General features: G+C 75.7%; 20 protein-coding genes. 14 read left to right on the top strand and 6 right to left on the bottom strand.

The window, feature by feature from the left end:
- Nucleotides 1–6: 6 nt before the first annotated feature.
- Complete coding sequence (locus AC0HI0_RS07640) at nt 7–1,311, bottom strand: MFS transporter (protein ID WP_480931563.1); 1,305 nt, start codon at nt 1,309–1,311, stop codon at nt 7–9.
- Nucleotides 1,312–1,395: 84 nt separating this feature from the next.
- Here AC0HI0_RS07640 and AC0HI0_RS07635 point away from each other — a divergent pair, with 84 nt between their 5' ends.
- Together AC0HI0_RS07635 and AC0HI0_RS07630 are read left to right on the top strand one after the other, a co-directional pair.
- Nucleotides 1,396–2,268, top strand: a complete 873-nt coding sequence (locus AC0HI0_RS07635) for a LysR family transcriptional regulator (protein ID WP_480931562.1) — start codon at nt 1,396–1,398, stop codon at nt 2,266–2,268.
- Nucleotides 2,269–2,385: 117 nt separating this feature from the next.
- Complete coding sequence (locus tag AC0HI0_RS07630) at nt 2,386–3,174, top strand: SDR family NAD(P)-dependent oxidoreductase (protein WP_480931561.1); 789 nt, start codon at nt 2,386–2,388, stop codon at nt 3,172–3,174.
- On the opposite strand, the gene AC0HI0_RS07625 is transcribed toward AC0HI0_RS07630, so the two are convergent.
- The 4 genes from AC0HI0_RS07625 to AC0HI0_RS07610 form a co-directional block, all read right to left on the bottom strand.
- On the bottom strand, nt 3,128–3,769 hold the full coding sequence (locus tag AC0HI0_RS07625) for a TetR/AcrR family transcriptional regulator (protein ID WP_480931560.1): 642 nt from the start codon (nt 3,767–3,769) through the stop codon (nt 3,128–3,130). The two genes, AC0HI0_RS07630 and AC0HI0_RS07625, sit on opposite strands and share 47 nt — an antisense overlap.
- A 15-nt stretch (nt 3,770–3,784) precedes the next feature.
- Entirely contained in the window at nt 3,785–4,324 is a 540-nt protein-coding gene (locus tag AC0HI0_RS07620; RefSeq protein ID WP_480931559.1) for a hypothetical protein, read from the bottom strand.
- A gap of 40 nt (nt 4,325–4,364) precedes the next feature.
- Nucleotides 4,365–6,089, bottom strand: coding sequence for a glycosyltransferase (locus AC0HI0_RS07615; RefSeq protein WP_480931558.1), 1,725 nt, complete (start codon nt 6,087–6,089; stop codon nt 4,365–4,367).
- Between the two features lie 685 nt (nt 6,090–6,774).
- Nucleotides 6,775–7,398: an alpha/beta fold hydrolase gene (locus tag AC0HI0_RS07610; protein ID WP_480931557.1), complete on the bottom strand. Its 624-nt coding sequence runs from the start codon at nt 7,396–7,398 to the stop codon at nt 6,775–6,777.
- 147 nt (nt 7,399–7,545) lie between these two features.
- Between AC0HI0_RS07610 and AC0HI0_RS07605 the strand changes: the two genes are divergently transcribed.
- The 9 genes from AC0HI0_RS07605 to AC0HI0_RS07565 all read left to right on the top strand — a co-directional run bounded on the left by AC0HI0_RS07605 (nt 7,546) and on the right by AC0HI0_RS07565 (nt 19,922).
- Nucleotides 7,546–8,688 (top strand): alkaline phosphatase family protein, encoded by a 1,143-nt coding sequence (locus tag AC0HI0_RS07605; RefSeq protein ID WP_480931556.1) that lies wholly within the window; start codon nt 7,546–7,548, stop codon nt 8,686–8,688.
- 219 nt (nt 8,689–8,907) lie between these two features.
- Nucleotides 8,908–11,295, top strand: coding sequence for an ATP-binding protein (locus tag AC0HI0_RS07600; protein ID WP_480931555.1), 2,388 nt, complete (start codon nt 8,908–8,910; stop codon nt 11,293–11,295).
- A gap of 121 nt (nt 11,296–11,416) precedes the next feature.
- Nucleotides 11,417–12,649, top strand: a complete 1,233-nt coding sequence (locus AC0HI0_RS07595; RefSeq protein WP_480931554.1) for a cytochrome P450 family protein — start codon at nt 11,417–11,419, stop codon at nt 12,647–12,649.
- Nucleotides 12,636–14,243, top strand: a complete 1,608-nt coding sequence (locus AC0HI0_RS07590; protein ID WP_480931553.1) for a tryptophan halogenase family protein — start codon at nt 12,636–12,638, stop codon at nt 14,241–14,243. Before AC0HI0_RS07595 ends, AC0HI0_RS07590 begins: the two co-directional genes overlap by 14 nt.
- Nucleotides 14,233–15,678 carry an FAD/NAD(P)-binding protein gene (locus tag AC0HI0_RS07585; protein WP_480931552.1) on the top strand — a complete coding sequence of 482 codons (1,446 nt, stop codon included), beginning with the start codon at nt 14,233–14,235 and terminating at the stop codon, nt 15,676–15,678. The genes AC0HI0_RS07590 and AC0HI0_RS07585 overlap by 11 nt, the downstream gene beginning before the upstream one ends.
- Nucleotides 15,675–17,315 carry a non-ribosomal peptide synthetase gene (locus AC0HI0_RS07580; protein ID WP_480931551.1) on the top strand — a complete coding sequence of 547 codons (1,641 nt, stop codon included), beginning with the start codon at nt 15,675–15,677 and terminating at the stop codon, nt 17,313–17,315. The genes AC0HI0_RS07585 and AC0HI0_RS07580 overlap by 4 nt, the downstream gene beginning before the upstream one ends.
- A complete protein-coding gene (locus AC0HI0_RS07575; protein ID WP_480931550.1) occupies nt 17,315–18,088 on the top strand; it encodes a thioesterase II family protein in 774 nt (257 codons plus the stop codon). Before AC0HI0_RS07580 ends, AC0HI0_RS07575 begins: the two co-directional genes overlap by 1 nt.
- Complete coding sequence (locus AC0HI0_RS07570; RefSeq protein WP_480931549.1) at nt 18,085–18,597, top strand: flavin reductase family protein; 513 nt, start codon at nt 18,085–18,087, stop codon at nt 18,595–18,597. Before AC0HI0_RS07575 ends, AC0HI0_RS07570 begins: the two co-directional genes overlap by 4 nt.
- A complete protein-coding gene (locus AC0HI0_RS07565) occupies nt 18,576–19,922 on the top strand; it encodes a cytochrome P450 (protein ID WP_480931548.1) in 1,347 nt (448 codons plus the stop codon). The genes AC0HI0_RS07570 and AC0HI0_RS07565 overlap by 22 nt, the downstream gene beginning before the upstream one ends.
- Before the next feature lie 31 nt (nt 19,923–19,953).
- Here the strand turns inward: AC0HI0_RS07565 and AC0HI0_RS07560 are convergent, their stop codons facing one another.
- On the bottom strand, nt 19,954–20,748 hold the full coding sequence (locus AC0HI0_RS07560) for an SAM-dependent methyltransferase (RefSeq protein WP_480931547.1): 795 nt from the start codon (nt 20,746–20,748) through the stop codon (nt 19,954–19,956).
- A gap of 228 nt (nt 20,749–20,976) precedes the next feature.
- Between AC0HI0_RS07560 and AC0HI0_RS07555 the strand changes: the two genes are divergently transcribed.
- From AC0HI0_RS07555 to AC0HI0_RS07545, 3 genes are read left to right on the top strand one after another with little or no spacing between them, the layout of a single operon-like run.
- Complete coding sequence (locus AC0HI0_RS07555; protein ID WP_480931546.1) at nt 20,977–21,876, top strand: phosphate/phosphite/phosphonate ABC transporter substrate-binding protein; 900 nt, start codon at nt 20,977–20,979, stop codon at nt 21,874–21,876.
- Entirely contained in the window at nt 21,866–22,615 is a 750-nt protein-coding gene (locus AC0HI0_RS07550; RefSeq protein WP_480931545.1) for a phosphonate ABC transporter ATP-binding protein, read from the top strand. Before AC0HI0_RS07555 ends, AC0HI0_RS07550 begins: the two co-directional genes overlap by 11 nt.
- Nucleotides 22,612–24,147: a PhnE/PtxC family ABC transporter permease gene (locus AC0HI0_RS07545; RefSeq protein ID WP_480931544.1), complete on the top strand. Its 1,536-nt coding sequence runs from the start codon at nt 22,612–22,614 to the stop codon at nt 24,145–24,147. The genes AC0HI0_RS07550 and AC0HI0_RS07545 overlap by 4 nt, the downstream gene beginning before the upstream one ends.
- Nucleotides 24,148–24,234: the final 87 nt, after the last annotated feature.

The raw sequence follows: 24,234 nt of genomic DNA, 5'->3' as shown, positions 1-24,234 counted from the left end.
CGAAGGTCAGCGCGTGCTCCCCCGGGCGAACCACGCCCCGGCGGCGGCGCACAGGACAGCGGCCAGGAGGAACGCGCCGGCCGGGTTCGTCAGGGCGACCAGGCTGCCCATCGTCGCGACGCCCAGGCCGGCGCCCGCCTGGCGCACGGCGTTCAGCAGGCCCCCGGCCGACCCCGCCATCCCCGGCGGGGCGGCCTGGACGGTCGCGGCCACCACGGCGGGCAGCACGAACGACACCCCGAAACCCACCAGGAGCAGCCCCGGCAGGTAGGGCAGCACCTCGCCGGCGGCACCCGCCAGGGCCGCTGCCCCGGCGGCCACCAGCGCCAGGCCCAGCACCACGGGCGGCCGAGGGCCGAACCGCACGACGAGTCGGCCGGTGAACGGGGGGTTCAGCACGAACGGCAGCGTCAGCGGCAGGAACGACAACCCGGTCGCCAGGGCGCTCGACCCGCCGTTCTCCCGGAACAGCAGCGGGAGCACGAACAAGCACCCGTTGAGCGCGAAGGTCACCGCCGCCCCGGCCGCCAGCGACGCCCGCACCCGCCGGTCCCCCACCAGTTCCCGCCCGATCACCGGCACCCGGCTGTGCCGTTGCACCACCACGAACACCGACGACGCCGCCACGGCCCCGACACCCGACACCGCCGCGTGCACCCACGAATCCGACAACGCCACCAACGCGTCGGTCGCCAACGCCAACACCACGCACGCCACCGCCTGCGCGCCCCAGTCGATCCGCCGATCCCCACGCGCACAACGAACCCGCCCCGCCGTCAACGCCGACACCACCACCGAAATCGGCACGTTCACCAGGAACACCGCCCGCCACCCGGCCAGGTCGACCAACCCGCCCCCGATCACCGGGCCGGCCGCCACCGCCGACCCGCTGATCGCCGCCCACGCCGCCACGGCCCGTGCGCGTTGCGCGCCCGACGGGTACAACTCGGCGATCAGCGCCAAGGACGACGGGACGCACGCCGCGCCCGCCACCCCGAGCAACGCCCGCAACCCGACCAGCACGCCCACCGAAGGCGCGAGCGCGCACAACGCCGAGACGATCCCGAACCCGGCGACCCCGAACCCGAACACCCGGTGCGCGCCGTACCGGTCCGCGACCGCCCCGGCCGACAACAACAACGCGCCGAACACCACCCCGTACCCGGTCGTCACCCATTGCAGCCCGGCCACCGACGTGCCCAGGGAAGCCGCGAGATCCGGTTCGGCGACCGACAGGACGGTCATGTCCAGCAACACCATGAAATAGCCGAGCGAAACGCCGAAAAGCACCGCACCGCGGGAAGAAGTCACCCGTCACACCCTGCGGACCGCCCGCCCGCGCCTCCACCGGCCGACCCGCACGCGCATTCGGAAATTCCGCACACCCCGCGCGGGTTGACCAGGAGCATGGAACTGCGCCAGCTGCGAACCTTCCAGGCCGTCGCCCGCCACCACACGGTCACCGATGCCGCCAACGCGCTCGCCCTGGCACCGTCGAGCGTGTCCGAGCAGATCCGCACCCTCGAACGCTCCCTGGGCGTGCCGCTGTTCGACCGCTCGCCGCGCGGGATGCGGCTCACCGTCGCGGGCGAACGCCTGGTGGGCTGGGCCCAGCGGCTGCTCGACCAGGCCGACCAGGCCCGCCGCGAGGTGACCGGCCACGCGGTGCGCCTGGGCGCGCTGGAAACGGTCGCCGCCACGCACGTGCCCCGGGTGCTGTCCCGGCTCGCCGAGCGCCGCCCGGACGCCCGGGTCGAGGTGCGCTCGTCGGTGAGCCGCGACGAACTGCTGGCCGACGTCGTGGCGGGCCGGCTGGAGGCCGCGCTGCTGCTGGACACCGGGCGAGAGCTGGGCGAGCTGGGGTTCGCGTCGCCGGAGCTGGCGTTCCTGGACGTCGAACCGGTCCCGCTGGTGCTGGTCGCCGCCCCCGGCCACCGGCTGCACGGCCGCCCGCTCGCCCCCGCCGACCTGGCGGGCGAACGGCTCCTGGTGAACGCGCCGGGCTGCTCGTTCCTGATGGCCGCCGACCGGGTCCTGGGCCCGGCCCCGGAGCGGGTGCACGCGGGCGCGGTGCCGGTGATGCGGGCGTGGGCCGAGCGCGGGCTGGGGGTCGCGCTGCTGCCGGAGTTCGCGGTCGCCGACGCGTTGCGGGCCGGCGCGCTGGTCCGGCTCGGCCTGCCCGCGCCGGCGCTGACCCTGCGCCTGGTGTGGCGGGACGACCGGGAGGACCTGCCGGGTCTGCGCGAACTCCTCTACGCCGCCGGCTGACCGGCGAAGACCGCGTCGCACCGGGGCCGATTTTCTGGACTTGCCGGTCCATTTTTCCGTGGGCAGGGTGGACGTCGAGAACACCCCGCACGACGACGACCCCAGGGGGCAACACCGATGGACCTGCACCTCACCGGCAAACGCGCGCTCGTCACCGGCTCCAGTTCCGGTCTGGGCGCGGCGATCGCCGCACTGCTCGCCGCCGAGGGCGCGGAGGTGGTCGTGCACGGGCGCGACGCCGAGCGCACCGCCGCCGTGGCGGCCCGGATCCGGGACGCGGGCGGCAACGCCGACCACGTCGTCGGCGCGCTGGACTCCGACGCCTCGGCCGACGCCGTGGCCGACCTGGCCGGCCCGGTCGACGTCCTGGTCAACAACGCCGGGTACTTCGACCTCGACCGCGACTGGTGGTCCACCGACCCCGACGAGTGGCTGGCCATCTACAACACCAACGTGGTGTCGAGCGTCCGGCTGGTCCGCCGCCTGGTGCCCGCCATGCGGGAGCGCCGCTGGGGCCGGGTCATCCAGATCGGCAGCGCCACGGCCGCGCACCCGATCCCGCAGCAGCCGCACTACAACGCCACCAACTCCGCGCGGGAGAACCTGACCCGGTCGCTGGCCCGGGAACTGCGCGAATCCGGCGTCACGTCGAACCTGGTCGCGCCCGGCGGCATCTTCGGCGAGACGACCCGCGAGCGGTTCACCGCCGTCGCGGCGGCCAACGGCGTCACCGGGACGTGGGAGGAGGTAGAGCCGGCGGCGGTGCGCGTGCTCGCGCCCAACGACATCGGCCGGGTGGCCCGGCCGGAGGAGATCGCGGGCGCGGTCGCCTACCTGGCGAGCCCGGTGGCGGACTTCCTCACCGGGGTGACCCTGCGGTTCGACGGCCACTGGTACCACGGCTGAGCGCCGACTCGCGCATCCGCGCGATGCTCCAGTCGATCGCGGCCTCCAGGTGGTCGCCGGAGCCGGTGGACAGCATGATCGTCACGCCGCCCTGCACGCCGGTGAGCAGCACCCGCGCCGCGGTCGCCACGTCGAACGCCGGGTCCAGCCGCCCACCGGCCTGCAACGCCCGCATCCCGTCCGCCAGGTGGCCCTCCCACCGCCGCAGCAGGCCGTCCACGACCGACCGCGCGCCCGGCCCGGACCGGCCGACCTGGAGGAACAGCGAGCCGAGCGGGCAGTTGTCGCCCAGGTCCCGGTAGCGCCGCACCACGATGTCGCGCCACTCGTCCCAGGCCGCCCAGGTGGACAGGTCGCCCAGCCGGGGCTGCTGGTCCTCGATCACCTGGTCGGCCTCGTGGTGGGCGACGGCGAGCAGCAGTTCGTCCTTGCCGCCCGGGAAGTAGTGGAACAGCTGGCTCTTGCTGGTCCCGGTCTCGGCGCGGACGTCGTCCAGGGTGGTGTCGGAGACGGCGCGCTCGCGCAGCAGCCGCGCCGCGCCGGCCACGATCCGCGCCTTGGTCGCCTCGCCCTTGGGGGTCAACGCTCTGCTCACCCGGTCGACGCTAACTCACCGCGGGCCACCGGCCTGGTCGAGCACGGCGTCCAAGCCGGGGAAGGACTCGCGGACGCAGGCGACCGGGTGGGCGGCGTGGACCAGCCGGTGGCAGCGGACCAGGCCGACCCGGTCCTGGCCGTACCAGAGCAGTTCCCGGCGGTGGGCGACGCGCAGCCGGGCCAGGGCGTCGCCGATGCCGGGCTCGGTGTCGCGCAGCGCGTCGGGGAAGGCGGGCGGCAGCCGTTCGGGCAGCATCACCGTGGTGGCCTCCACCAGCAGTTCACCGGTGTGGGCGTCGTACAGGGCGGTCCGCCGGGACAGCGCGGGCGCGCCGGGCGAGGCGTCCAGCCACCGCGCGGTGTCCGCGTCGAGCCCGACCTGGTCCAGCGACAGCACCTCGACCACCACGGGGGCGAGCCGGTACGCCTCCAGCGCGGTCGTCAACGTGCCGTCGAGCAACAACAACGCGCGCAGCCTGCCGGGCAGGTCGCGCACGTCCAGTTCGAGGACGTCCGCCGGTGGGTCGTACCGGCATCGTAAGTTCCGCTCCACCGACCTGTTGACCATCACGTGTGCCTCCTCGGTCTCACCGTCATCCGGCGGCGGTGGACGCCGCCGCCTCGTCCCGCCAGCGGACCAGCCGGGCGACGGCGGGGCCGAGACCGGCCCACCGGACCAGGCCGCCGCGGGCGGCTTCCACGAAATCCGCGTAGGGCCGCGCGGTCGGCCCGATGTCGATCGACAGCTCGCCGTCGCCGAACACCGTCACCCGCAGCCGCGACCGGGCCGCGGACCCCGTGGTCTCGATCGCCCCGCGCACGCCCGCCACCACGACCGTCGCCCGGATCCGGTGCGCCGACGCGGTCTTGACCAGCGCGCCGACGTGGCCGCCGAACACCCGCTCGACCGCGTCCAGCAGGTGCGGCAGGGCTTCGCCGTCGGTGTGCTCCAGCCGTGCGGTGAACCGGGTCGGCACGCCGATCCGGCCGGCCGCGACCGCCCGGCCCAGCGCCGCCAGCTCCGGGTGGTCGGCCCACGGCCGCACGACCGCGCACCGCCCCTCGGACGAGCGCGCGGCGTCGACCAGCTCGGCGTCGTCGGAGATCGCGGCGGGCTCCAGCAGCACGTGCAGCCCCCGGCGCAGCGCGGCGACGGCCAGGTCCGGCCGGTGCGACCCGATCACCACGCCCTCGCACGGCACGGTGTCGACCAGGCGCGCCGCGTCCCGCATCGCCCACGGCACGTCGTGCGCGCGGACCGCGGCGAGCAGCGCCGTCGGGTCCTGGTCGGCGACCCCGACCAGGCGCACGCCCGGCACGGTGCGCAGCGCGAGGTGGGTGGCGGGTCCGCAGTCGACCGCGAGCACCCGCACGTCCTCGGGTCCGGGCAGGGCCAACGCCCGGTCGCTGGTGAAGAAGCTCCGGTCGGCGGCCTGGACCAGCGGCCACACCCGGGGTCTGGACAGGTCGCGGTAGTCCTTGCCGACCGGGGTCCAGTCGAGGTCGGCGGCGGGGTGGCGCGGCCCGGCCGCGAACACCCCGGCCCACCGGGCGCGCAGCACCCGCATGTGCCGCTTCCACACCCGTAGCTTGTCGTGGCCCACGTGGTTGAGCGTCGTGCCCTCGAAGTGCCGCATGGCCACCGTGCCGACGTAGACCACCCGCTCGCCCGCCGCGCCCAGCCGGCAGCACAGGTCGACGTCCTCGCACAGCGACACCGGGTCGAACGCCACGTCGAAGCCGCCGGCGCGGCGGAAGGAGGTGCGGCGGACCATCAGCGCCGCGGTGGGTGCCCAGGTCTGCGGGCGGCGGACGCGGTGCGCGTCGGACACCGGGCGACCGCGCCCGACCAGCCCGATCCGGCCGTCGCCGGTCGAGCCGCCGCCCGCGCACTGCACCAGGCCGTCGTCGCCGGGGAACAGCAGCAGCGGCGACACCGCGGCGACCGCCGGGTCCGCCGCCAGTTCGGCGGACAGCGCCTCGACCACGCCGGGGTCGTCGGCCACCACGTCGTTGTCGACGAAGAAGAGGAACTCGCCCCGGGCCGCCGCCGCACCGGCGTTGCGCCGTTCCGCGCCGCCCCGGTCGTCGGCGAAGCGCAGCACGGTCACCGGCCGGTCGCAGCCGGCGGCGAGTTCTTCGAGGTAGTCGGCGGTGCCGTCCTGGGAGGCGTTGTCCACGATGACGAACTCCAGGTCACCGGACGCGCGGGCGAGCGACCCGACCGCCAGCCGGGTGTACTCCAGGCGGTTGCGGACGAGCATGACGACCGAGACGAGTCCCGGCACGACGGTGGGGTTCAACAAGTCGCCTTTCACCCACGCCGGTATGCGCACCCGGCGTCGCCCCGGTGTTCGGTGACCCCGGGACGCCGCCGCATTCACTTTCCCGGATCGGCGGTGTCGATATCCGCGAAACGCACACCACGACATCATGATCCGCGCTGTTCGGACAGAGCATAGAGGCGACGGTCCGACAACACCAGGGCGCGCCCCGGGAAAACCCCGGCGGAAACGACGACCCAGCTCACGCGGCCTATCACCGCCGGGTATTCAACAGATGCTATGGCCGATTCGGGCGCAACTGGTGCAGCCATTCGGACCGCATTGTTCTGCCGGCCCGCCGGGCAGGCCGCCCGGTTTGCCGTCGCGGCGCGCCCGGAATGCGGTCTCGCGCGACCCCGGAACCCGCGCGTTCGAGCAGTTCGGCGTGCGGCGAGCCGATCCGCGCGGCCAGTCGCGCCCATTACACCAACCGTCCGCCGATGTCACTGCTCGACCTCGGCGCGATGCCCGATTTCCCGGAATCCGGGCGGGCCGCGTCCGCCGGCGCAGCCCCCTGGGCTCCCGGAATTCACAAACCGCCGCCCGCGCCGCCTTGCCGGACGGCCGGGCCGTGGACCTGCCGGAATTGGGCCGGCCGGGTCCGCGCGCGCTTCCCGGGGTATTCGCCGCACCCCGGGAAACCGCGCTCGCGGAAACCGCCGGCGAAACCGCGCGCGGATCAGCCGGCGAGGCCGGCCGGCAGCCGGGCGGCGTCCGCCGGCCGGACCAGGAACCCGGCGTGGCTGCTGTCCAGCGCGTGCACGTCGAACGGGTTGTCCGGGGTCAGCGCGTCGGCCTCGCGGATGAACCGGTCCTGCAGCGCCGGCGGGATCGACCGGTCGCCGGCCGGCCGGACGTAACTGCGCGGGGTCCGGTCCCAGGTGGCCGCCTCGACCCGGTCGGCGCCCGCGTCGAGGCCCTCGTCGGGCTCCAGGGTGTTGAGGAAGGCCAGGAACTCCGCGTCCGTGCCGTCGTCGAGGACGCGCGGGTCGCGTTCTCCGGGGACCGGCTGTGCCCGACCAGCACCACCGCTCCGTGCTCGGCGACCCGGCGCACCACGTCCACCACGTGCGCGACCGCGTCGGCCGGGGCGGTGCCGGGCGAACCCGGAGGGCGCGGACGCGAGCGCGGCGAGGTCCTGGGGTGCCTGGTAGGCGCGGGAGTAGGCGGCGGCGAAGCCGTGCCCGGGCAGGTCGACGGCGAGCGAGCGGTGCCCGAGCAGGGCGAGTTCGCGCTGGAGCGGGCCCCAGGAGAAGGAGTTGGCGTTGGAGCCGTGGACGAGGACGTAGGTCGCGGTGGTCACCGGGCCGTCCTCGCCCGCGCGCCGCCGGCCGCCTCCGGCGCGGCGGGACCGGCGACCGCCCGGAACTCCACATCGGACACTGACCGTCCACTGTGGACTCCGTGCGAGGGGTGGGCCGGCGGGCGGCTTCCCGCTACGATCGGCCGCGTGGACCCGTTGACACCCCGGTACGGTTCCGGCTCGCTCTCCGACGTCGTCCCGTCCCTGCTCGCCGGCCTCGACGTGCCCGGCACGGCGGACGTGCTCGGGCTGGCCGGCCCGACGCGGGTGTGCCTGCTGCTGGTCGACGGCCTGGGCCTGGAGCTGCTCGCGGCGCACCGGGCCGACGCGCCGTTCCTGTCCTCGCTGACCCCGCGCCCGCTGACCGCCGGGTTCCCCGCCACCACCGCCGCGAGCGTCGCGGCGCTGGGCACCGGCAAGCCGACCGGCGAGCACGGCGTGGTCGGGTACAGCTTCGCGGCGGACGGCGAACTGCTCAACGCCCTGTCGTGGCACCGGCACGGCGTGCCCGAGCAGGTCGACCTGCGCGAGGTGCTGGTGCCCGAGCGGGTGCAGCCGACCAGGACCGCGTTCGAACGGGCGGCCGACGCGGGCGTGGCGGTCCGCCTGGTCGTGCCGCGCGAGCACGAGGGCAGCGGGCTGACCCGCGCGGTGCTGCGCGGCGGCCGGTTCCGGGGCGCGTTCGCGCTGGGCGACCTGGTCGGCCGGACGCTGGAGGCGTTGCGCGAGCCGGGCCGGGTGTTCGTCTACGCCTACCACGCCGACCTGGACGCGCTGGGCCACCTCTACGGTCCGGGCAGCGAGCCGTGGCGGCGGCAGCTGGCGTTCGTGGACCGGCTGGCCGAGACCCTGGCCGGCGACCTGCCGCCGGGCGCGGCGCTGGTGGTGACCGCCGACCACGGCATGGTCGAGGTGACCGACGCGGACCGGGTGGACTTCGACGCCGAGGACCGGCTCCGGGCGGGCGTCCGCCTGCTCGGCGGCGAGGCGCGGGTCCGGCACGTCTACCCGGTCGACGGCGCGCAGGCCGACGTGCGCGCCGCGTGGACCGGGGTCCTGGGCGACCGGGCGTGGATCGCCTCGCGCGACGAGGCGATCGCGGCCGGCTGGTTCGGCCCGGTGGTGGCCGACCACGTCCGGCCCCGGATCGGCGACCTGGTGGTCGCCGGCCGGGGCTCGCTGGCCGTGGTCCGGTCCCGGGCGGAGCCGTTCATCAGCACGTTCACCGGCCACCACGGCTCGCTCACCCCCGCCGAGCAGCTGATCCCGCTGCTGGTGGCGGGTTCCTGACCGACGGCGGCCCGGAATCGGCGTGATTTCACCGCCGAAGTCGCCCACGGCCCGCTGGACAATCGCCGACGGCGCGCGGCAAGGAAGAGTTCCACGTCTCGCAATTCAGCCTTCCGGGTGATGTAGTCCGCCGTCGGTAGCGTTCCCGGGGAACCACTGCGGCAGTGGGTTTCGTCACGCCCGCGCGGGCCGCGCGTGGTCCGCGCTGGGGAGGTCGCGGTGGGCGAGCGGAAGTGCGCGGCGTGCGGGACGGACCTGGCCACCCCCGCCCGCCGCGAGGGCGCGGCCGGCAGACCCGCCCGGTACTGCTCGAACGCGTGCCGGCAGCGGGCGTTCCGGCGGCGCTCCGGCACCCGCCCGGACGCCTCGCCCCGGGTGCCCGACCGGTTCGTGGGCCGCCGCGCGGAACTCGCCGCGCTGCGCCGCCACCTGCGGGACGCGCGGCTGGTCACGATCACCGGGCCGGCCGGCGTGGGCAAGACCCGCACCGCGCGCGAACTCACCCGGTCGGCCGGGGACGGGCCGGTGCACTGGGTGCTGCTGGACTCGGTGCGCAACCCGGCCGCGCTGGTGGCGGCAGTGGGCGCGGCGCTGGGCGTCGACGGTCGGCGGCTGCCGGTGCTGGACGCGGTGGTCGACCGGCTGTCCGCGCGGCGCACCGTGCTGGTGGTGGACAACTGCGAGCACCTGTCGGTCGCCTGCGCCGAGCTGATCGTGCTGCTGCTCTCCCGCTGCCCCCGGCTGCGGGTGCTGGCCACCGGCCGCGAACCGCTCGGCCTGCCGGACGAGGTGGTGGTGCGCCTGGGCGTGCTGCCGCTGCCCGACCCGCAGCGCCCGCCGGGCAAGGCCGCGGTGCTCGCCGCCGACGCGGTGCGGCTGTTCGTCGACCGCGCCCAGGCCCGTGCGCCGGGGTTCGCGGTGACCGAGGAGAACGCGGCGGTCGTCACCGCCATCTGCCGCCGGCTGGACGGGCTGCCGCTGGCCATCGAGCTGGCCGCCCGCCAGGTGGGCGCGGTGCCGCCGGCCGCCGTGCTGGCGGGCCTGACCGACCAGCTCGACCTGCTCGCCGAGGGCACCCGCGCCGGACCCGCCCGGCACCGCGAGCTGCGCGCCACCATGGCCTGGAGCTACCGGCTGCTGACCGCCGGCGAACGGCTGGTGTTCCGCCGGATCAGCGTGCTGGAGGGCGAGTTCGACGCGGCCCTGGCGCGGGTCGTGGTGGACGAGCCCGCGACGTCGGCCGCGACCGTCACGCGGGTGCTGCGCTCGCTGGAGGCCAAGTCCCTGGTGCAGCGCAGCGCGGGCGGCTCGACCGGCGCGCGGTACCGGCTGCTCAACACCGTGCGCGCCTACGGCGTCGAACGCCTGGCCGGGCACGGCGAACTGGCCGCCACCCGCGACCGGCTGGCCGGGCGGCTCGCCGAGATCGCCGTGCCCACCGCGAGCAGCCTGTTCTTCGGCGGCTCGGCGTCGGTCGCGCTGCTGCGGGAGCGGGACAACCTGGCCGCCGCCGTCGAGCACACCGCGACCCGGCCGGGCGGGCGGCACACCGTGCTGGCGGTCGCGCTGGCCCGGATGTGGTGGCACCTGCACCAGAACGCGGACGGCGTGGCGCTGCTGCGCCGCGCGATCGCGCTGGACCCCGGCCGGTCCGACGAGCACCACTGCGACGCGCTGGCCACGCTCGCCTGGCTGACCGCGCTCCAGCACGACTACCCCGGCGCCCTGGCGATCGCGCGCGACGCGGTGGAACTGGCCCGCCGGCGCGGCACCCCCGCCCAGCTGAGCCGGTCGCTGGACGTCCTGGGCCGCATCCACCTGTTCCTCGACCGGCTCGGCGCGGGCGCGGACGCCTACCGGGGGTGCGTGCGGCACTGCGCGCCGCAGGACCTCCCGATGTGCCTGCGCAACCTGGCCTGGGCGCTGGTCCTGGCCGGCGAGCGGGAGGAGGCGGCCGACCTGGTGGCACGGGCGCTGACCGCCACCGACGTCGTGCTCTCGCTGCGGATGCGGGGCGCGTTGCTGCACACCTGCGGGCTGCTGCACCTGCTCGACGGCGACGTGGACCGGGCGGAGTCCGCGTTCGCCGGCGCGCTCAAGGCCACCGCCACGCACGGCTACTACGCCGCCTACAGCGTCGAGGCGCTGGCCTGGGTCGCGGCCCGGCGCGGCGACCACTACCGGGCCGCCATCCTGGTCGCCGGCGCGGACGCCGGGCGCGAGGCGCTCGGCCTGGACAGCGAACCGGTGTGGCGGCGGCACGTGCGGGCGGTGGCCGACGAGGCGGCCACCGTGCTGGGCCCGACCCGCACCGCCGCGGCGCTGACCTACGGCCGCAACCTCAAGCCCGACCACCTGGTGGCGCTGGCCCTGCACGCGCACGGCTGGGGCGATCCGGGAAACGCCGCGCACGACTCGCTGACCGACCGGGAGCAGCAGGTGGTGGCGCTGATCGCGGCCGGCCTGACCACCGCCGAGATCGCCCGCGCGCTGCGCATCTCGGCCAGCACGGTCAAGACCCACCTGGCGGGCGTGCGGACCCGGCTGGGGCTGCGTTCGCGCACCCAGATCGCGGTCTGGTACGCGGCGGTGCGACAGGTTTCGTAACGGTCGTCCACTTTGAAGCCGCACGGGGGGATGCCGCCGTGCCGGCCGCTGTGGAAGATGAAAAACATCGATCTCCGGTTCCCTGCGATTCGCCACCACGGCCAAGCCGAAAAGGCGGAACATGACTTCCCAGAACACGCTCGGCACGTCCGCGCGCGCGGCGCGGGACAAACGGGCGGCGGCCTGCCCGCGTGAATTGAGCATCTACTCGTCGGTGACCGACCCGGGCCGGGCGGGCGACCTCGTCGCCGCGCTGGCGGACCTGGCGCCGCTGCACTGGGACCCGTACGTCGCGGCGTGGCTGGTCTGCGGCCACGACGAGGTGCGGACCGCGCTGACCGACGACCGGTTCTCCTCCTACCGCTCCGCCTACGCGCGCGGCGAGCCGGCCCCGGCCGGCCAGGTCGACCTCAACGCGGTGGCGGCCCGGATGCTGCTGCTCAAGGACGGCGCGGAACACCTGCGGCTCAAGAAGGTCGTGCAGGTGGTGCTGTCGCCGAGGCGGATCAAGGCGCTGGAGCCGCACATGCGGCGGCTGGCCGGGCGGCTGCTGCCGGCGGGCGGCGGCCGGGTCGACTTCGCCGGGTTCGCGCGGCGGTTCCCGCTGCTGGTGGCGGCCGAGCTGCTGGGCATCCCGGAGGACGACCTGCCGGTGGTGGCGGCCGGGTCGGACGCGATGACCGAGATCGTCGGCGGTCTGCACCCCACCACCGACCCGGACGTGCACCGCCGCGCCCGCGCCCTGCACGACTACGCGCTGGCGATGGTGCGCGACCGCCGGGAACGCCCCCGCGACGACGGGGCGGGCGCGTTCGTGGCGGCGGCCGAGGAGGCCGGGTTCACCGAGGCGGACATCGCGGCGAACCTGGTGATGCTGATCGCGTCCGCGCACCAGACCATGCCCGGCCTGCTCACCCTGACGCTGCGCGACGCGCTGGCGCGGCCGGACGAGCCGCTGCCGACCGTGGCGCGGGCGCTCGCGCACGCCACGCCGTCCCGGTTCGTCGGGCGGATCGTCACCGACGAGGTCGAGCTGGACGGTCGGCTGCTGGTGCCCGGCGACGCGGTCGTGGTCCTGCTGGCCGCCGCGAACCGGGGCCTCGACCCGGCGCGACCGGCGCGGCACCTGTCCTTCGGCCACGGGCGGCACCGCTGCGCCGGCGCGGCGATGGCGGAACTGGAGGCGGCGGTGGTGTTCGACCGCCTCGCCGAGGTCCGGCCGGCCGCCGTGCCGGGGGAACCCGCGCCGCTCAACGACGACGTGAACCTGCCGGCGCTCACCAGCCTGCCGGTCACCCTGCCCGAACCGCACCGCACCACCGACCAGGAGGACGTGCACCGTGGACAACCATGACACCGACGACCGGATCCGCCGGGTGGTCGTGCTGGGCGGCGGCACAGCCGGCTGGATGACCGCCGCGTACCTGGCCAAGGCGTTGCAGGGCACGGCGGCCATCACGGTGCTGGAAGCGCCCTCGGTGCCCCGGATCGGCGTCGGCGAGGCGACCATCCCGAACCTCCAGACGGCGTTCTTCGACTACCTCGGCATCCCCGAGGACGAGTGGATGCGGGAGTGCAACGCCAGCTTCAAGTCCGCCATCAAGTTCGTGAACTGGCGCACGCCCGGCGTCGGCGCGCCGGCACCGCGCCCGACGGGCGGGGGCCGGACGGACTACTTCTACCACGCGTTCGGCGTGCTCCCGAACCACGACCACGTGCCGCTGTCGCACTACTGGTTCAACGACTTCCACCACGGCCGCACCGATGTGGACTTCACCTACGCGTGCTTCCGCGAGCCGCCCGCGATGGACGCGCTCAAGGCCCCGCGCCGGCTCGACGGCGAGCGCGCCACCCGGTACGCCTGGCACTTCGACGCCAACCTGGTCGCCGACTTCCTGCGCCGGTTCTCGGTGGGCGAGCAGGGCGTCCGGCACCTGAGCGACAAGATGACCGAGGTGCTGCGCGACGAGCGCGGGTTCGTCACCGCGCTGCGCACCGAGGGCGGGCTGACCGTCGAGGGCGACCTGTTCGTGGACTGCTCGGGGTTCCGCGGCCTGCTGATCAACCAGGCCATGGAGGAGCCGTTCATCGACATGGGCGACCACCTGCTCAACGACAGCGCGGTGGCCACCGCCGTGCCGCACGACGACGCGGCGAACGGCGTGGAGCCGTTCACCTCGGCCATCGCGATGTCGTCCGGCTGGACCTGGAAGATCCCGATGCTGGGCCGGTTCGGCACCGGGTACGTCTACTCCAGCCGGTTCACCGGCGAGGACGAGGCGATCGCCGAGTTCAGCGCGCTGTGGGGGCTGGACCCGGCGGGCACCGACTTCAACCGGATCCGGTTCCGGGTCGGGCGCAACCGGCGCACGTGGGTGAAGAACGTGGTGGGCATCGGCTTGTCGTCGTGCTTCCTGGAACCCCTGGAGTCGACCGGGATCTACTTCATCACCGGCGCGCTGTTCCAGCTGGCCAAGAACTTCCCGGACCGGAGCTTCGACCCGGTGCTGATCGGGCAGTTCAACAAGGAGATCGAGACCATGTTCGACGACTGCCGCGACTTCGTGCAGGCGCACTTCTACTTCTCGCCGCGCACCGACACCCCGTTCTGGCGGGCGAACAAGGAGCTGCGGCTGGCCGACGCGATCCAGGAGAAGGTCGCGATGTACAAGGCGGGCATGGTGGTCAACATGCCGGTCGCCGACGAGGTGAGCTACTACACCAACTTCGAGGCCGAGTTCCGCAACTTCTGGACCAACAACAACTACTACTGCGTGCTGGCCGGGCTGGGCGTGCTGCCCGAGCGCCCGCTGCCGGCGCTCGCGCACCGGCCGGACTCGGTCGCGGGCGCGCGGCCGCTGTTCGCGCGGATGGCGCGCGAGCAACGGGAACTCGTGGCGAGCCTGCCCACCACCTACGAGTACCTGACCCGCTTCCATGGGCGCTGAGCGGATCGCGGTGGTCGGCGCCGGCGCGACCGGGACGTGCGTGCTCGACGCGCTGGCCCGGTCGCTGCCCGGCCGGGCCGAGGTGACCGTGTTCGACGGCAGCGGGCGCTTCGGCCCCGGCCGGGCCTACCACCCGGGCGGCGGCGCGCTGGTGAACGTGCCGGCCGGGAAGATGTCGCTGCGCCCGGACGAGCCGGGGCACTTCCGGGACTGGCTGGCCGCGATCCCGGGCGGGCACCCGGAGTTCGTGTCCCGCGAGCTGTACGGGCGGTACCTGGCCGAGGTGTTCGGCCGGGCCGCCGGGCGGGTGCGGGCCCGGACCGTGCCGGCGCGGGTGGTCGCGGCCGAGCGGGACGGCGGCGGGTACCGGCTGCGCACCGGGGACGGCGGCACGTCCGGCTTCGACGCGGTGTTCCTGTGCGTCGGCACCGCCGGACCCTCCGATGTGCACGGTCTGGCGGGCCGGCCCGGCTACCTGGCCGACCCGTACCCGCTGACCGGGCTGGCCGCGATCGCGCCGGACGCCCCGGTCGCCGTGCTGGGCGCGGGCCTGTCGGCCGTGGACGCGGTGCTGGAACTGGCCCGGCGCGGCCACCGGGGTCCACTGTGGATGGTCTCGCGCTCCGGGTACCTGCCCGGCGTGCGGGACACCGCCTCCGCGCCGGCGTTGCGGCACGCCGGCGCGGAGGCGGTCAAGGAGGCGGCGCGGGCCCGGGGCTCGCTGTCGCTGCTGGACGTGCACCGGGTGCTGCGCGGCGAGTTCGCGGCGCAGGGCGTCCCGCTGTCCGCGCTGTGGCGGGAGTTCCGCCCCGGCGAGGACCCGGCGGACCGGCTGCGCCGGCAGCTGCGGCAGGCCGCCGAGCGCCGGCCCGCGCTGCCGGTGTTCCTGGCCGTGGCGGGTCTGCTGCTGGAGCACGCGTGGCGGCTGTTCGACGACGACACCCGCGCGCGGGTGCTGCGCCACTGGCACGGGCCGCTGGCGCGGCTGTGCGCGCCGATGCCGGCGGAGACCGCCGCCCGCCTGGTGGCGTTGGCCGACGCGGGCGCGCTGCGCATCGCGGGCGGCGTCACCGGGGTCGACCCGCGCGACGGGGGCTTCCGGGTGCGCCTGGGTTCCGCCGAGGTGGACGTGGCGCACGTCGTGGGCACCGTCCGGCCGACCCCGGTGCCGATCCCGGCACCGGCCCGGGCGCTGGTCGGCTCGCTGGTGGCGGCGGGGCTCGCGGACCCGCACCCGCTGGGCGGGCTGCGGCTGGACGCCGACACCGCCACCGTGCTGGACCGGTCCGGGCTCCCGGTGCGCGGGCTCTACGCCCTCGGCGAGCTGGCCACCGGGGAGCTGTACGTGGAGACGACCGTGCTGGTGGCCATCACCCGCCGGGTCCGCCAGGCGGTCCACAACCTGCTCGGCCGCTACCCGATGGAGGCGTCATGACCGTCACCGACCTGATCTTCGACCGGATCCGCGCCGAACCCGACCGGCCGGGCCTGAGCGGGCCGGACGGCGAGCTGACCTACCGCGAGGTCGGCGAGCGCTGCGCGGCCCTGGCCGACCTGCTGGCCCGGCACGGGGTGCGGCCCGGCGAGGTGGTCGCGATCGACGCGCCGCGCTCCGCGCTCGGCGTGTGCCTGGTCCTCGCGGTGTGGCGGGTGGGCGCGGGCTTCCTGCTGTTCGACCCGGTGCTGCCGCCGGCGCGCCGGGCGGAGCTGGCCGCCGACGCGGGCGTCCGGGTGCGGCTGGGCGTGGTCGGCGAGGACGTGGTGGTCGACGTCGAGGAGGGCGTGACCGCGCGGCGGCACCCCGACATCGCCTACGTGGTCTACACGTCCGGGTCCACCGGCACGCCCAAGGGGGTGCTGTGCCGTCACGGGTCGCTGCCGCCGGTCGTGGAGATGGCGCGCGACGGGTTCGGCGTGCACGCCGGCGACCGGGTGGTGCTGCTCGCGCCGCTGCACGTCGAGGGCGCGGTGTTCGAGATCATGACGCCGCTCGCGCTGGGCGCGAGCCTGCACGTGCCCTCCGACGACGAGCGGGCCGGCGCGCCGGAGCTGACGAAGTTCCTGCGGGCGCGGGAGATCAGCGTGCTGGTCGGCACCCCGACCCGGCTGGCGGACCTGGACCCGCTGCGGTTCCCGGCGCTGCGCCTGGTGGTCAGCGCCGGCGAGGAGCTGTCCCCGGCGCTGGCCCGGCGGTGGGCCGGCGGGCGGCGGCTGGTGAACAGCTACGGCGTCACCGAGGCGACCATCGCCAGCACGTTCGCCGTGGTCGCGCCGGACGTCGAGCGGGTGCCGATCGGCCGGCCCATCGCGCACAACGCGGTGCACGTGCTGGACGAGTCGCGGCGGCCGGTCGGGCCGGGCGGCACCGGCGAGATGTACCTGGGCGGCGCGGGGGTCGCGGCCGGCTACCTCGGCCGGCCGGACCTGACCGCCGCGCGGTTCGTGGACCTGCACGGCGAACGGGTGTACCGCACCGGGGACTTCGCCGAGGTGGGCGCGGACGGCCTGCTGTACTTCGCCGGGCGGCGCGACGAGCAGGTGCAGCTGGGCGGGTACCGGGTCGAGCCCGGCGAGGTGCGCGGAGTGCTGCGCGGCCACCCCGCCGTGCACGACTGCGCCGTGGTGGCGCGCGAGGGCGGCCTGGTCGCGTACGTGGTGGGCCGCGACGGGTCGGCGACGCCCGCCGCCCTGCGGGACTGGCTGGCCCGGCGGCTGCCGGGCTACCTGGTGCCGGCGCGGTACGTGCTGCTGGCCGACCTGCCGAGGACCGCGTGGGGCAAGGTGGACGTGCGGGCGCTGCCCGACCCGGACGGGTCCGCGCGGGGCGTGTCCGGGACCCGGGCCGAGGTGGTGCTGGCGCGAGCGGTCAACGACCTGCTGGGCGCGGGCGCGGTGGGCGCGGACCGGTTCGACGAGGACCTGTTCCTGCTCGGCCTGACCTCGGTCCTGGTGGCCCGGCTGATCCGGGTGGTGGACGAGCAGGTCGGCGTCGCGCTCAGCCCCGTGGACGTGTTCGAGCACCCGACCGTGCGCGAACTCGCGCGGGTCGTGGACCGGGCGCGGGCGGCGTGATGGCGGCGAGCGCGTGGTTCCCGGCGGCGGCTCCCCGCGCGGGGAGCCGGGTCCGGCTGGTGTGCCTGGGCGGCGCGGGCACCGGGGCGTCGGAGTTCGCGGCCTGGCCCGCCGGGCTGCCGCCGTGGGTGGAGGTGTGGGCCGCCGCGCTGCCCGGTCGGGAGCGGCGGATCCGGGAGGCCCCGGCGCAGACCATGGCGCAGCTGGCCGACCCGCTGGCCGCCGAGCTGCGCCGGCTCGACGACGGCACGCCGTGGGCGCTGTTCGGGCACAGCTTCGGCGGCCTGGTGGCGCACGAGGTGGCGCTGCGGGTGGTCGGCGAGGTGGCGGTGTGCGGTCTGGTGGTGGCCTCGTCGGTGGCGCCGCACCACCAGGCGTCCCGGCTGCCGGTGACCGCCGACGACGACGAGACCCTGCTGGCCTGGGCGCGCGGCGCGCGGGGCACCGACCCGGCGCTGCTGGCCGACGAGCGGTTCGCCCGCTGGCTCGCCGGCGACCTGCGGGCCACCCTGCGGATCCGGCGCGGCTGCCCGGCCGCGCCGCCGCGCCCGCTGCCGTGCCCGGTGCTGGCGGTCGGCGGGGCCGGCGACCCGGACGCCGGGCCGCACGACCTGGCGGCCTGGCGCGACTGCACGACCGCCGGGTTCGCCTGCCGGCAGGTCGGCCGCGGCCACTTCTTCCTGCGCGACCGGCGGGCGGACCTGCTCGCCGTCGTGGTGGCGCACCTGGACCGCTGGACCGCACGTCCCGAGCACGTGGAGGAGTTGTCGTGACCCGTTCCCTGGACCTCGCGTCGGCCTCGGACTTCCGGGAGCTGATGGCCGGTTTCCCCACCGGGGTGTCGATCGTGACGGCGCTCGACGCGGACGCGTCGCCGCGCGGCATGACGTGCTCCTCGGTGTGCAGCGTCGCGGTGGACCCGCCGACGCTGATCGTCTGCCTGCGCCGGGGCGGCCCGACCCTGGACGCGGTGCTGGGCCGGGGCACGTTCGCGGTGAACGTGCTGCACGAGGGCGCGCGCGAGCGGGCCGAGCTGTTCGCCTCCGGCGCGCCCGACCGGTTCTCCGGGGTGCGCTGGCGGTGCGCGGCCGACGACGGCGGGCCGCACCTGCTCGACGACGCGCACGTGATCGGCGACTGCCGGGTGGGGCGCACGGCGACCGTCGGCGACCACGTCGTGGTGTTCGGCGAGGTGCTGCGGGTCGGCGGCCACCCGGCGCGACCCCGCCCGCTGCTCTACGGCCTGCGCCGGTACGCGGCGTGGCCGGTGGCGTCGTGCTGACCGCCGCCCCGCCCGCGCTGCCCGGCGCGGTCCCGGTGGTCGGGCACGCGTTCGCGCTGTCCCGGCGGCCGCTGGAGTTCGTCACGCGGGCGCGCGAGCACGGGCCGGTGGTCGGGTTCCGGCTCGGCGCGAAGCCCGCGTTCCTGGTGACCACGCCGGAGGCGGTGCGCGAACTGCTGGTGACGCACAGCCAGGTCACCGCGAACGGCGTGCTGTTCGAGAAGCTGAAGATCCTCGGCGGGGACGGCATCGGCAGCATCTACGGGCCGCCGCACCGCCGGCGACGCCGGTTGCTCACGCCGCTGTTCGGGCAGCGCCGGTTGGAGGACTACGCGGAGGTCGCGGTGGCGGTCACCGCCGCGAAGGCCGCCGAGTGGCACGACGGCCAACGGCTGCGGCTCGACGAGCACCTGCACGAGGTGGCCGCCGCGATCGTGGTGCGCAGCTTCTTCCCGGGCGGTGGCGGGGTCGCCGCCGCCGCGCTGGCCGCGCGCGAGCTGCCGGTGGTGTTCCGCGGTGTCGCCCGCCGCGCGTACGCGCCGACCGACCTGCTGTTCGCCCTGCCCACGCCGGAGAACCGCCGGTTCGCCGCCGCGTGCCGGGCGTTGCACGCGCTGGTGGACGGGATCATCGCGCAGTGCCGCGCCGACGGGGCCACCACCGGGATGATGGCGGCGCTGCTGGCGGCGCGGGACGAGGAGACCGGCGAACCGCTGACCCACGCCCAGATCCACGACGAGGTGATGACGATGTTCTTCGTCGGCACCGAGGCGTCGGCGGCGGCGTTCGGGTGGATCTTCCACCTGCTCGACCGCGACCCGGGTGCGGCGGACCGGGTCCGGGCCGAGCTGTCCGACGTGCTGGGCGGCGGGCCGGTGCGGGCCGAGGCCGTGCCGAGGCTGGGATACCTGCGCCAGGTGGTGCACGAGGCGTTGCGGCTGTACCCGCCGGGCTGGCTGTTCCCCCGCGTGCCGCAGGAGGACCTGGTGCTCGCCGGGCGGCGGGTGCCGGCCGGCGCGAACGTGTTCTACAGCCCGTACGCGCTGCACCGCGACCCGGCGTCGTTCGCCGAGCCGGACCGGTTCGACCCGGACCGGTGGTCGGCCGGTCGCGCGGCGGAGGTGCCGCGCGACGCGTACCTGCCGTTCGGGCAGGGCGCGCGGACCTGCGTGGGCGCGGCGTACGCCGTGCTGGAGGCGGTGATCGTGGTGGCCGGGCTGCTGTCGCGCTGGCGGGTGGCGGGCGTGCCCGGGCACCGGGTCTCGCCGGTCGCGGCGACCACGCTGCACCCGGACCGGCTGCCGGTGGTCGTGCACGCCCGGTGAGGGGTTCCGGCGGGCCGGAACCCCCGCCCGCTCAGGGCTTGCGGGCCACGCCCGCGTAGTGGCCGGACCGGTCCGGGTCGTCGGCGGCGACCCCACCCGGCTCCGGCCGCCACCGGGCGGTGAGCACCACCCCCGGTTCGACCAGGTCGAGACCGCCGAACAGGGCCCGCACGGCGGCCCCGTCCCGGGGGTGCACCGGTGCCGCGGTACCGGCGAAGAACTCGACCGCGGCGGCCATCTCGGCGGCGAACCCGTCCGCCGTGAAATGGGTCAGCGCGAGGTGGCTGCCGGTCGCCAGCGGGTGCGTGTAGCGGGCGATCAGACCGGCCGGGTCGAGTTCGTCCGGGAGGTATTGCACGACCCCCAGGAAAAGCAGCCCGACCGGTTTTCCGAAATCGATCGCACCCGTCGTCGCGGGGTTTTCCAGAATGGTCTCCGGGGCTCGCAGGTCGGCTTCCACGACGGCCACCCCGGGCAGCCCGCCGAGCAGTCGCCGGCCGTGCTCGACGGCGGTCGGGTCGTTGTCCACGTAGACCACCCGGCAGGTCGGGTCCAGCGCGCGGGCCGTCTCGTGCACGCTGCCCGCGGTCGGGATGCCGGACCCGATGTCCAGGAACTGGGTCACCCCCGCGCCGACCAGGTACCGGACCGCCTTGACCAGGAACTCCCGGTTCAGCCGGGCCATCCGCCGGAACGGCGCCACCGAATCGAGCCGCTCGGCCACCTCGCGGTCCTGCGGGAAGTTCTGGGCGCCGCCCAGCAGGTAGTCGTAGATCCGGGCCGACGTCGGTTTCCCGACCGCCGCCCCGGCACTGTCGAAATCCATGGAAACGATCACCTTTCCAGGACTGCGGTAATTGCCTCGACAGTTTCGAGGCTACCATCCGGCGGACGACCCGAACACATTCCGGAAACCCTTTTCCGGCGGGTTCCGGGCAGTCCGGTCCCGATCTTCGGAAGGCCACATGACGTCTGGGTGAACACGGCCGCCGGCCCCCGTCGGCGGGCGCGGTCGGCGCTACTGTCCACGACGGGCGGACCGGGGGATGTGGTGATGGCGGTCGAACGGGTGCGCGCACGGCTCGCGCACGGGGTCCTGCTGCTCGCGGCGCTGCTCGCCGCGACCGGCTGCGGCACGTCGGCGGACCCGGCCGACCCGCCGGAGCTGGTGCTGGGCGTGATCCCGTACGAGAACTCGACGTCGGTGGCCGACGACTGGCGGCCGTTCGCCGACATGCTCGGCCGCGAGTCCGGCAAGCACGTCGAGGTGCGGGTCGCCACGGACTACGGGGCGCTGGTCGAGGGCCAGCGCGCGGGCACCGTGCACCTGGCCGTCTACGGGCCGCTGTCCTACGTGATGGCGCACGACTCGGGCGCGGGCGTGGAGCCGATCGGCGTCCAGGTGACCCGCAAGGGCGCGCGCCCCGACTACCGCTCGTACCTGGTGACCCGGGCCGACTCGGCGGTGCGCGGGCTCGGCGACCTGCGCGGCGGGCGGATCTGCTTCGTGGACCCGAATTCCACCTCCGGCTACCTCTACCCGGTCGCCGCGCTGACCGCCGCCGGCGTGCCGCCGGACAGCTACCGGGCGCGGTACGCGGGCGGGCACGACGCCGCCGTGCTGAGCGTGCGGGACGGGGACTGCGACGCGGCGGCCGTGCAGGACCGGCTGTTCGACGAGGCGCTGCCCGCCGAGGGGCGGATCTCCCCCGCCGGGTTCCGCAAGATCTGGACGTCGGGCCCGATCGTGAACGGCCCGCTGGCGCTGTCCACCCGGTTGAGCCCGGCGCTGCGGGAGAAGCTGGCGCGGGCGACCACCGAGCACGGCAACGCGGACGCGCTCGGCGTGCCGAGCATCGCCGGGGTGTGGGGGTTCGCGGCGATCACCGACGCGGCCTACGACTCGGTGCGCGAGGTGTGCGGGACGGCGAAGGTCAAGCTCTGTGGCGGGTGAGCCGGCGATCCGGTTCGACGGCGTGACCAAGCGGTTCGGGTCCGGCGTCACCGCGCTGGACGACGTCGGCCTGGAGGTCGGGCACGGCGAGGTGGTGGTCCTGCTGGGCCCGTCCGGCTCCGGCAAGTCGACCTTGCTGCACCTGGTCAACGGGCTGGAGCGGGCCACGTCCGGGCGGGTGACCGCGCTGGGCGCGGACCCGGCCTCGGCGGGCGGGCGCGAACTGCGCCTGCTGCGGCGGCGGATCGGGTTCGTGTTCCAGGGCTTGCACCTCGTGGGCCGGTTGTCCGCGCTGGAGAACGCGTGCGCGGGCGCGCTCGGCCGGCTGCGCGGGCCGCGACCCGGCCTGGCCTGCTACCCGCGCCGGATCCGCCGCGAGGCCGCCGAGCGGCTGGACCGGGTGGGCCTGTCGGCGCACCTGTTCCGCCGGGTGGACACGCTCTCCGGCGGCGAGCGGCAGCGGGTCGCGCTGGCCAGGGCGCTGGTGCAGCGGCCGGACGTGCTGCTCGCCGACGAGCCGGTCGCGTCGCTGGACCCGGCGTCCGCCGCGGTCGTGCTGGGGCTGGTCCGCGACATCGCCCGCGAGGAGCGGCTGACCGTGCTGTGCAGCCTGCACCAGGTCGAGCCGGCCCTGTCGCTGGCGCGCCGGGTGGTCGGGCTGCGGGCCGGCCGGGTGGTGGCCGACGCGCCGGTCGGCGGCGTGGACGAAGCCCTGCTGGCCCGGGTGTACGGCGGGTGACCCGGACCGGGTGGGCGGTGCTCGCCGGGGTGGTCGGGCTCGCGGGCTGGGCGGTGGTCGACCTGTTCGCCGGGGTGGCGCTGTCGCCGGGCAACGTGGTCGGGTTCCTGCGCCGGGCGTGGCCGCCGGACTTCCCGCCGGCGGCCGAGGTCGTGGCGCAGACCGGCCGGACCCTGGCCGTGGTGCTGCTGGCCACCGCGTTGTCGGTGGTGCTGGGCGGGGTGCTCGCGATCCTGGCGACGGTGGGCGTGACGCGGCGCGGCCGGGTGGTCGGCGGGGTGGCGCGGGCGGTGTCGGCGGCGGCGCGGGCGACACCGGACGTGGTGCTGGCGGTGGTGTTCGCGCGGCTGCTCGGCCTGGGCGAGACGGCCGCGGTGCTGGCCATGGGGCTGCACTCGGCGGGGATGGTCGGCCGGCTGGGCGCGGCGGCGGTCGGGCAGGTGGACCAGCGCCCTCGGCTGGCTTTGCGGGCGGCGGGCGCGAGCCGGGCGCAGGAGTTCGGCACGGCAGTGGTGCCGGCGGTCGTGCCCGCGTTCATCGCGATCGGGTTGCACCGGTTCGACGTCAACCTCCGGGTGTCGGCGATCCTCGGGTTCGTCGGGTCGACCGGGATCGGCACCGAGGTGGCGACGGCGTTCGGCCGGCTGGACTACCCGCGCGGGATGGCGTGGGCGGCCCTGCTGTTCCTGCTGTGCGTCCTGGTCGAGGCGGTGTCGTCGGCGGCGCGGCGGGCGGTGCTCCGCGCGCCCGGAAAGTCCTTTGTGGACTCCGGCGGGAGGACGTCGCCACCGTGGACGGCGCGCCGGGTGGCGGGTTGGGCGTCGGTGGTCGCCGGAGTGGCCGTGCTGGTGTGGGCGGGCGGTGTCCTGGACGTGACGGCGCAGGGTGACGTGTTGGCGACCCTCGCGTTGTTCTGGCCGCCGGGCGCGCGTGGCGCGGACCTCGTCGGCGCACTGCTGGTGACCGTCCAAGTGGCGGTCGCCGGCACCGCGCTCGGCGCGCTGCTCGCCGTGCCGCTGGGGTCGCTGGCCGCGCGGACCACGGCACCGAACCCCGTGGTGCGCGGGATCTGCCGGGTCGCGGTGACCGCCGTGCGCAGCACACCCGAACTGGTGCTCGGCGTCGTGTTCGTGGTCACCACGGGACTCGGCCCGGCCGCAGGGGCGCTGGCGCTGGCGTTCGGCGCGTCCGGGTTGCTCGGCAAGCTGGTCGCGGACTCGCTGGAACACCTGCCGCCGCACCCCGCGCGGGCGTTGCGGGCGGCGGGGGCGTCGCGGTTGCAGGCGTACTTCGGCGCGACGCTCCCCCAAGCGTTCCCGGAGTTGTCCGGGCACGTGCTCTACCAACTGGATGCCGACCTGCGCGCGGCGACCCTGCTCGGGTTGGTCGGTGGCGGCGGCATCGGCCTGTACCTGCTCCAGGCCATGCGGACCCGTGAGTACCCGGTGGTGACCGCGGTGCTGCTGGTGCTGTTCGGCGTGGTGCTGGGACTGGACTTGTTGGCGTCTTGGCTGATTCGGCGGGTGCGTTGACCTGCCGTCCTGGGGCGGTGTCCCCAGTTCGGCCGCGTGGGTCGGCTCGTACGCCTGCTTCGGGGATGTGGTCGGCGTGGTGCCGGG

The sequence above is a fragment of the Saccharothrix sp. NBAS 001 genome, assembly GCF_056640475.1.
Note: the sequence above shows the minus strand (reverse complement) of the source record. Positions and strands in the feature narration are given on the sequence as shown.